Genomic DNA, 9,053 nt, shown 5'->3' on the forward strand with positions numbered 1-9,053 from the left:
TCGTATTGCCTCTAAAACAATAAGTTGAGCTTGAAGTCATTTAAAGGTGTAAATGGTTGGTTACTACTATTTCTGTTTATTCAAACAGCTCACTGCTCCTTTGCTCAAGAAACCGAAGCCGATCTAAAGCTGAATGCCGATAAACTCTTCCATTCGGAACAATTCGTCGAGGCAACCCCACTTTTTTCCCATCTCATTGCGCTCAACCCGAGATCCACAGAATACAACTATAAATACGGGACTTGTCTGTTGTTTAATTCACTTAAAAAACAAGACGCATTCAAATACCTGAATTTCAGTATTACCGATCCATCCATTGCTCCGGAAGCTTATTTCTATCTGGGAAAAGCGTATCACCTGAATTTTCAGTTCAACGAAGCAATTAAGAATTACAACGTTTATATTCAGAAGAGCGGAGGAAAACCCAATCCTGTTTTTGATACCGATCGTCAGATTGAAATGTGTCAGAATGGAAAAAAATTACTCACCACGATTTCGGATCTGGTGGTTTTGGAAAAAAAGGAAATTGAATACGCTTCTTTCTTCCGATTGTATAATCTTTCGAATATTGGAGGAGTCATTCTGATCACAGCAGAGTATCAATCGAAAATAGATAAGAAGAAGAACCACACACCGCTGATCCATTTCCCGGATAAGGCCCAAACCGTTTATTATTCTTCTTACGGAGATTCGGATAAAGGAAGCAAGGATATTTATTGCCGGAAAAGGTTACCCGATGGAAAATGGGGATTGCCGGCTTTGGTTCCCGGAAATGTAAATACGAAATTTGATGAAGACTTTCCGTATTTAAGTCCGAACGGAGAATACTTGTATTTCTGTTCCAAAGGACATAATTCCATGGGTGGATTTGATGTTTTCCGTTCCAGGTTCGATCCGGATAACAATTCCTTCGGTCAGCCGGAGAACATGGATTTTGCGATTTCTTCTCCGGATAATGATTTGTTTTATGTAGTTGACTCCTTGGAGAAGAATGCCTATTTCGCTTCTGCCCGCCAAAGTGAGAATGGAAAGATTCACGTATACAAAGTGCGCGTGGATCGTGTTCCCTTGCAATTAGCGATCGTGAAAGGTCAGTTCCTTTCGTCCATCAATCCCGACAATAAAAAGATCTCGATCAAAGTAGTGGAATTGGCTTCCGGAAATGAAATCGGGGTTTTCAAATCGAACGACAAGGGAAGTTACCTGATCACCTTCCCGAAAGGAGGAAAATATACCTATGAAATCACGGTTGATGGAAGCACCAGTGTCCATAAATCGCAGGTGAGTATTCCGTTCTTGAAGGAATTCAAACCCTTGAAGCAAAAGATTCAGGAAGAATTGCTCGATAAGGAAGATGTGGTTCGGGTGGTCGACCAGTTCAATGAAGAAGTGGATGATGCACAAGGAATTTTGGCAGAAGTCATCCGTGCACGGGCAGAATTGAATGTGAATGCGGGAAGTTTCGATATCAATGCACTGGATTCCCAGAAAGAGAACAAGAAAGTACTGGCTGATATCGGTTTGGAAGGTGCTTCGAATTCAGAGATCATCTCCAAGTTTGAGAAAATTCAGCAAAAGCAAGAGGAAAAGGTGGATGGATTGACCCGTTTGGAAACCGGTTCCCTGGTTGCCATTGTTGACAAAGCCACGCAAGTTGAGGCTTTTCAGGCAGAAGTGAAGAAAGACGTTGCGAAAGCGAATGCTGCCGGCACAGCGGAAGAAAAGAATGCCATTTTATTGGCAGCTAATGATAAGGTGACCAAAATTCAGGAGTTAAAAGAGGAAATTCAGCGAATAGATGTATTTGTAGATAGCATTTCGAAACTCATCCCGAAGGAACAGGAAAAACTGAAATCCATTACTGAACTCAAGGAAGCAGTAAGTAAATCCGTGATTGATGAGAAATACGATCAACTCAAGGATGCGGTTATCGCGAAAGCGGATTTGGTGAAGAGCATCGAGAATGAAAAGGAATCACATCCGGTAGATCATTTGCTTGCTCAAAATGAAGGGATCGGAAAGCAATCCGAGCAATTGAAGAAACAGTTGAATTCATACAAAGAGAGCAGTTCGCAATTGAATAAGGAAATAACGGCTCTTAAGACTGAATTGGCTGATGCGAAGGCGAAAGACCAACCAGCGATCCAATCCAAAATTGACTCCAAAGAATCTGAAAACCAATTGGTTTCTGACGAGGTGAAACGTTTGGATGGTAAAATGGTGGATCTGCAAAAGAAAGAAGTAGCAAATACCAAGCAGATTACTTTCATCAATAATCTACAGCATACAAACGAAAATCGGTCGGCAACACAAGCAGAAGCAGATGCAAAAGTCGAGGCGATCCAATCAAACAATGCGCGCTCGTTGGAATCTTATGTAAAAGATCAGGTGAAGGCGATTGATACCACTCAGGTTACTGCACGAACGAACGATGTGCTTGCTCAGGAATCGAAAACACGTGTGGATGGATTCGAAAAAGATTATTCCATGGCACAAGAGGCGGTGGATAAGCAGACTGATTTGACGCACGAAGAAAAAGTGGCTCTGAAAGTGCAGAACAATGAGCAATTAGAGAAAAAATTGGTTCAGGAGTTGGCAAAAATTGAGGAAGGATTGGCTAAGAATCCAAGTGATACGAAACTGATCGACCAGAAAACAAAAGTCCTTGCGGCTAAGACGGAAAATGCGAAAAAGAAGGAAACCATTCTTTCGGAATCTCAACTTCCTGTCAACACGTCGACTACTCCTGAAAAGGAATTGACAGCACTCATGCCGAATTACGATACGGAACTCAAAACTGCCGGGAATAATTCGAATACGGAAGAGCGTTTGAAAGCCCAGAATCAAGTGGATGAAAATCTGTTGGATCAGGTAGATAAAGAATTAGACCTAGTGTATGAAGCCCTGACGAAAGATCCCTTGAATCAGAAGTTGCAGGATAAAAAAGAAGCACTGACTAGCTTAAAGAAAGACAAGGAGTCGGTTGTCAGGGAACGTCAGGATAAATTGGATGAACTGGAATCGAAACAGAATGAGTTGGTTGCAGCAGTCACGATTGAAAAGGAGTTGACACAGATTGCTCCGTATTACGAAGAGGAAAAGAAAGCAATTGGCGATAAAAACGGGTTGGCGGAACTAAAGGCTTTGAATCAATTGGAGACTAAAACCATCGGGTTCATTGAAGCTGAACTGGTCAATCTGAATTCAAAAACAGATGCGGTCAGTACCAAACGCAAGGAAGTGTTGCAGGATCTGAAAAAGCAGTTTGAAGAGAACATTGCATCCAGAACGGAAGAAATCAAAACAATGACAGCAACTGCAGTTGTTGATCCGAAGAATACGGATAAACCGAATTTGGTGAAGGAGATTCAACCGAACTACGAAGAGAATGTAGCTAAAATTGAAGCAGGTGCTTCGACTCCGGAGGAAAAAAACAAGCTGATCATTGCAGAGGAAGTGAAGCTGTTGGAAGCAATCAAGGACGAACAGGAGAAGGTTCGGAAAGTGATCGGGAAGACCCCGACGGATTCCGTTGCCATCAATAAACTGAACGATCTGAACAAACTGGAAACCATTCACGATTCGAAACTGGAAGAACAGAAACAGACCGCAATTTCTCAAGCGAAAGCCAAATTGAAGGATGAGCAGGTTAGACAGGAAGTCCTTCCGACCTATCAGACTTTAAGCACGGATGAAATTCAGAACTTAAGCAAAGACCAGGCTTTAGAAAAGTTAGACGAAGAAAAGAAATTGCAAGGTGCGATCGAAAAGCAGATTCAGGTAAATACCAAAGCATTGGAAAAAGGGTTCTCGGCAGATAAGGTTGCTGAAAATCAGGTGTTGACTGAATTGTTGCAGCAATCCAAAGAAACGGAAGAGGAACTGAAAGCTTCAGCAAACAAAACACCTGTCGAAACGGTCAATAAGGATGTGGCGAGTTTAGAGACCGTGTTGGGCAGTGAATATGCTTTTGCAATGACTCAAAAACCTAGCAGCAAGGAAGAAGCCGGGAAGCAATTGGAGATTCTAAGTGACTTATCGAAAAAGATCGGATCTGAAATAGAAGAAGAGAAAAGGAAAGATACTCCTGATCAGAAGAAAATCGGGCAATTGGAAAAGCAATTGGAGGACATTCGCATCCGAAAAGGGATTGTTGAAGCTGAAACACCTGTTAAGAATCCGACTTCGGATATGGCAAGTCTGGAAACCTTATTGGGCAACGAATATTCCTTTGCGATGACGCAAAAGCCAACTACGAAGGAAGAAGGATTGAAGCAATTACAGATCTTAAATGAATTGGCGGAAAGTATCGAATCCAAACTCGATGAGGAGAAGCGTTCCGAATCACCTGATCCAAAGAAGATCGGACAGTTGGAGAAGCAATTGGAAGAGATCCGGAAAAGAAAAGAAGTGGTGCTGGCAGAAACGCCTGAACCGGTTGCGATCAAAACAGTTGTTCCGGAAAACCCGACAGCTGATCTGGCAAAGTTGAAAGCGGAAGAGAGTCAATTGAAGAATCAACTCACAACAGCTTCAGCTAAGGAAAAGACAGAAATTGAGAAGAAACTGGCAGCGAATAAGGAAGCACAGCAGAAGATGGAAACCGTTATTCAGGAAAAAACAGTGCTTGCTTTGGGAAATACGACCGCCGAGAAGAAACAAGCTCTGGAAGCTGTTTCAACTTCAGATCCGGTTAAGAATGTCGTTCTGAATCGCGTTTCTCAGCCAAGCAATTCCAAGGATCCTGTTCTCGAAAAAACGAGTCAGGCAACCTTATTGGAAGCAACGACCGAATACCTGAATAGTCAGAAAATCTTCGAAGAAACCAAACAGACCGTTCAGACAGAAACGGCTTTAAAAGAGCAGAAAAGACGTTTTTCAATCGAGATCGGGGAAATTGAAAGTGAACTTCAAAAAGCCGGTTTGGAACCGAAACGAGCTGAAGAATTAACCGATCAAAAGAAAACACTCGAAGATGCGATTGCGAAGATCGATCAGCAAATAACGGCAATCGGGCAAGAGAAAACATACGACCTGATCAAGGATCCTGCATTGACGAAAACGGTTTCGGTTTCCGAGGAACAAGCGATTGCTTCGAACAAGGAATATCCGAAATTGCGCGAACAACAGCAGGAGATCAATCGCTTGAAAGAAGCCGTGAACCGGACAAAGATCCAACTGGAAGAAAAACGCAAAGAATACGTTGAGACAACTGATCCGGCAGATAGAGCTGAGATTCAAGCAGAAATTCAACAGTTATCCAATGAATTGAATGCGAAAGTTGGGGAAATTACTCAGAAAGAAAGTGCCTTGAATCTGGCTTTGAATGGAGTGGAGGGTGATAAGGAAGCTTGGAAGAATGTATTGACACGTGAAGTTCAGCCTAAATCAAGCGTTTCAACCAGTATTGCAGATGTACTTGCTCCTGAAGTTGGAAACGGATTTGAGATCAAGAAGGAAAATCCTACAGAAACACGTGTTATTAAAAAAGCAATTCCTCTTGGAGTGAAAGCACCTACAGGATTGGTTTACCGTGTGCAGGTCGGAGCATTTGCAAAACCGATTCCGGAAGACCTGTTCAGGGAATTCACGCCGGTTACGGGAGAGAAACTGGATAATGGAATCACACGTTATTTAGCAGGTTATTTCGGAAACCGTCAGAAAGTATTGGATGCACAACAGGATATTCGCGCATTGGGTTACAAGGATGCTTTTGTGGTGGCTTATTGCGACGGAAAACGGATCAGTTTGGCAGAAGCACGTCAATTGGAAGACCAAGGGCTTTGCAAGCCGATGACTCAGGATTCCATTGTGATGGAGGTAATCCAAAATGCCATTGCACAACTTCCTTTGGACACGATTGCAAAATACAAGACAGAACCGAAAATATCCGACTATAATAAGGCTCCGGGAGCTGTTGCGGCCATTGCAAGTGAGGAAATCAAAGGATTGTTCTATACCGTTCAGGTCGGTGTTTACAATCGCCCGGCAACTAAAGAGCAATTGCACGACATCAATCCGTTGGTGACACGTCGTTTGGAGAACGGACAGATCCGCTATTCGACCGGAACCTTTCGTTCGGTAGATGAGGCACGACCAAAGAAAGCGGAAGCTGTTGAAAAAGGTGTTTCAGATGCGTTCATTACAGCTTATTTTAATGGGGAACGCATTTCCTTGCAAGAAGCCAAAAAGATGTTGACAGAGCAAGGAGAAGGAATCTTGTTCAAGGAGCAAGACTTACCAAAAGTATTGGAAACACCGGTCAGTGACCAGGTGGCAAAAGAATATGCGAAACAGAATCCGGTGATTGAGAAACCGATCCTGAATCAGGTTGCGCTTGTTTCGAAAGATACCTATCCGGAATATCCGAGAAAGATCATGAACCAGTTGCGTGTCCAGGGAGATTTCTATTTTGATCAAACCGATTTCCGCATTAAAACACAGGCGGGTGAAGAGTTACCTCGTTTAGTGAACAACACGGTTTTGTTCGATACGTTGGTTCAGACACCTGTTAAAGGATCGGAATCGAATGAACTAAATCGGAAGTTGGTTGTAGGAATATGGGACTTTAAGGAAATTCCGGGTTCATGGGCAAACTGGTTGTTGCGGGTAACACTTCCATACGAAGTGAAAACCAATTCCTCGACCATCGAACTTTCGATGAATGTGAGTGGGGAAGAGCAACGCAAGCAGGTCGAAGCACTTTTCATAGCACAAGGAGCACGAATCAAAACGGAATAATTCAAGTCGTCAGGGCGGAAGGTAGCCCGAAAAGTACTAACTTTGTAAAACAAAATAACTCGATGCAAACGCTTGAACAGAACGAAACAGAGGTCTTAGAATTACTCACCGAACAGAAGGATCTGGTTGTATTCAATGACGATTACAATACATTCGACCACGTGATTGAATCTTTGATTAAAGTATGTAAACACGAAGTAGAACAGGCAGAGCAATGTACCTGGATCATCCATTTTAATGGAAGATGTCAGGTAAAACGCGGAGATTACGAAAAATTGGAACCGATGTGTACTGCGCTGTTAGAAAGAGGAATAAGTGCTGAAATCCAGTAATAATTCATTGTAACAAGAAAAAAAGCACAAAGATTATTTGCATAAACGAAAAAAGCACGTATCTTTGCACCCGTCTAAAGACAAGGCTTCGTAGCTCAACTGAATAGAGCACTACATTACGGCTGTAGAGGTTTCAGGTTTGAATCCTGACGAGGTCACTCTGATAAAATGCTCACCCTTTGGGTGGGCATTTTGCATTTCAGGCGATGCGAATTTTTTAATTCGTAATCGATGGAAAGGCAAAATGACCGGGTTTGTGAAACAAACCGAGCATTTTATCCACTGCACGTACCGATGAAGGATCTTTAATCCTGACGAGGTCACAAAAAGAAAAAGACTGTTTAACGAAAGTTAAATGGTCTTTTTCTTTTTGCACTCTTCTCTCGCTTTCACACTCACTCTGACGTCTTTTTCTTTCAGAACGAGAATCGAGAATGAGAGCGGAGAATGGGGTGAGTAATAAAAGTCTTCAACAAATCAGAAGTCCATTTGACGATTTATGAGAAATGTTTGATTTTTGCTCCTGAATACTGCCAGAACGTAAAGTCTACGGGCGTTATAGATAGTTAAGCTTTAGGCGTGTCACATTCGAGAGATGTATAGATCAGATATCGCCTAAGCAGAGTTGAAGGTGTACTATTAATTATTTTTTACTTTCTATCAAATCAAAATATATATTTGGAGTGTGTGTATAAAATCTAACATTCTTTTCAACGGTTCAGGTGAATAATAGAATCCGACAAGGTCGATGTTACCATTCATAAAACATGGATCTTCTGAACTGAAAGTTTTGATCGATACATTATTCTGATAATAAGTAATATAACTTGATTTATACAAACCAGAGCATGTACTCATTGCAGTAGGTCCAATATACTTTTGATAATTCGATTCTGTTTTTACCAAGCATTCATTAATTAAGTAATAACTCTCACTCTTCATATAATTCCATGAAAATTTAATTCTAACTACTGAAGTGTCTAACATTTTGAATGTTACGAACGGAATTGTTAATGAATCTTCTTGATTAAATAGGTTATTAAATTCAGGGTGTACTTTCAGGAACATTTCAAGAACAGAGTCAGCGACAGAATAGCTTTCATACAATGAATCAACAGTTTGTTCATTTAATTGTTGTTGTATTTTAATTATGGTGGAATCAACCTCTTCTGATTCTTTAATCTGAGAATGAGAAACTAAAGGGGGCAAAACTCCAATGAAAAGAATGATGAAAAATTTACTAATCATGATTTGTTATACCATCTAATCGATTAAAAGTTCAAAAAATAATGAAGATAAAGTTTGGGGGCGACTCTTGAACATAATAAGCTATACACCATGTTTTTCAATCGTTTCAAGTCGTAAAACCCTTTCCAAATCCTCCCACAAAAAGTTAGAAGTTTCCCCGCAAGAGGTCACAACAAAAAGAAAAGCATTGCGAAAGTGATGCTTTTCTTTTTTCCTCATTCCCGTTCTGTTTCTCATTTTGTCCTGCTTTTTCAAAGATGTTTTTTCTTTTTGCCCTCAGTACTCACTCTCACTCTGTTTTCAGAGCTTTTTTTAGAACTGAGTTTGAGTTTGAGTTTGAGAGTGAAAAGACAGTTTGAGTGTGGGTGGGCGATGTTTATTTTCTTGTTTTGTCAGGAATTTTGATAATGCGTAAATGCCGACCCCGGATAGTCGTGGCAGCGCCCGACCAGCGGGAGGGACTATAACGGATAGCCGGATAAGGGCACAAAAAAAACTCTAAACTTCTGTGATTTGGTCTTGTGGGAGGTGTTCTTTTTTCTTAAATTCAACTGCCTGAATACATGAATGATGACAGTACACAAGATCCGACTTTCCACTTTTCGCCATAGAAATCAGCTGCAATTGGGCTTTCATTTTGCTTGGGATAAAGGGAGGGTTGCTGAAATAAAAGGTCAATTTCCACTGGCGCTTTGGACGAAAACTCATTGCTGTTGGTATGTAGCATTCACG

The 9,053-nt window shown here is 41.3% G+C and carries 4 protein-coding genes and 1 tRNA gene; 3 read left to right on the forward strand and 2 right to left on the reverse strand.

What is annotated here, in order from left to right; translation table 11 throughout:
* Positions 1-30 precede the first annotated feature (30 nt).
* The 3 genes from AAG807_RS15840 (at position 31) to AAG807_RS15850 (ending at position 7,231) form a co-directional block, all read left to right on the forward strand.
* Entirely contained in the window at positions 31-6,741 is a 6,711-nt protein-coding gene (locus AAG807_RS15840) for a hypothetical protein (protein ID WP_341906034.1), read from the forward strand.
* 62 nt (positions 6,742-6,803) lie between these two features.
* Positions 6,804-7,073, forward strand: coding sequence for an ATP-dependent Clp protease adaptor ClpS (locus AAG807_RS15845; RefSeq protein WP_341906035.1), 270 nt, complete (start codon positions 6,804-6,806; stop codon positions 7,071-7,073).
* Between the two features lie 84 nt (positions 7,074-7,157).
* Positions 7,158-7,231, forward strand: a tRNA-Arg gene (locus AAG807_RS15850).
* Positions 7,232-7,733: 502 nt separating this feature from the next.
* Here the strand turns inward: AAG807_RS15850 and AAG807_RS15855 are convergent.
* Complete coding sequence (locus AAG807_RS15855) at positions 7,734-8,321, reverse strand: hypothetical protein (RefSeq protein ID WP_341906038.1); 588 nt, start codon at positions 8,319-8,321, stop codon at positions 7,734-7,736.
* A 498-nt stretch (positions 8,322-8,819) separates the two neighbouring features.
* Positions 8,820-9,053: hypothetical protein (locus tag AAG807_RS15860; RefSeq protein ID WP_341906039.1), on the reverse strand; the 234-nt coding region annotated here is incomplete at its 5' end.

It is taken from the genome of Fluviicola taffensis DSM 16823, assembly GCF_943372375.1.
Classification (GTDB): Bacteria; Bacteroidota; Bacteroidia; order Flavobacteriales_D; family Crocinitomicaceae; genus Fluviicola; species Fluviicola taffensis_A.

What these genes read in the sequence shown, in the direction of transcription:
- AAG807_RS15845 (WP_341906035.1), top strand. Translation starts at nt 6,804, where the DNA reads ATGCAAACGCTTGAACAGAACGAAACAGAGGTCTTAGAATTACTCACC.
- AAG807_RS15855 (WP_341906038.1), bottom strand. Translation starts at nt 8,321, where the DNA reads ATGATTAGTAAATTTTTCATCATTCTTTTCATTGGAGTTTTGCCCCCT.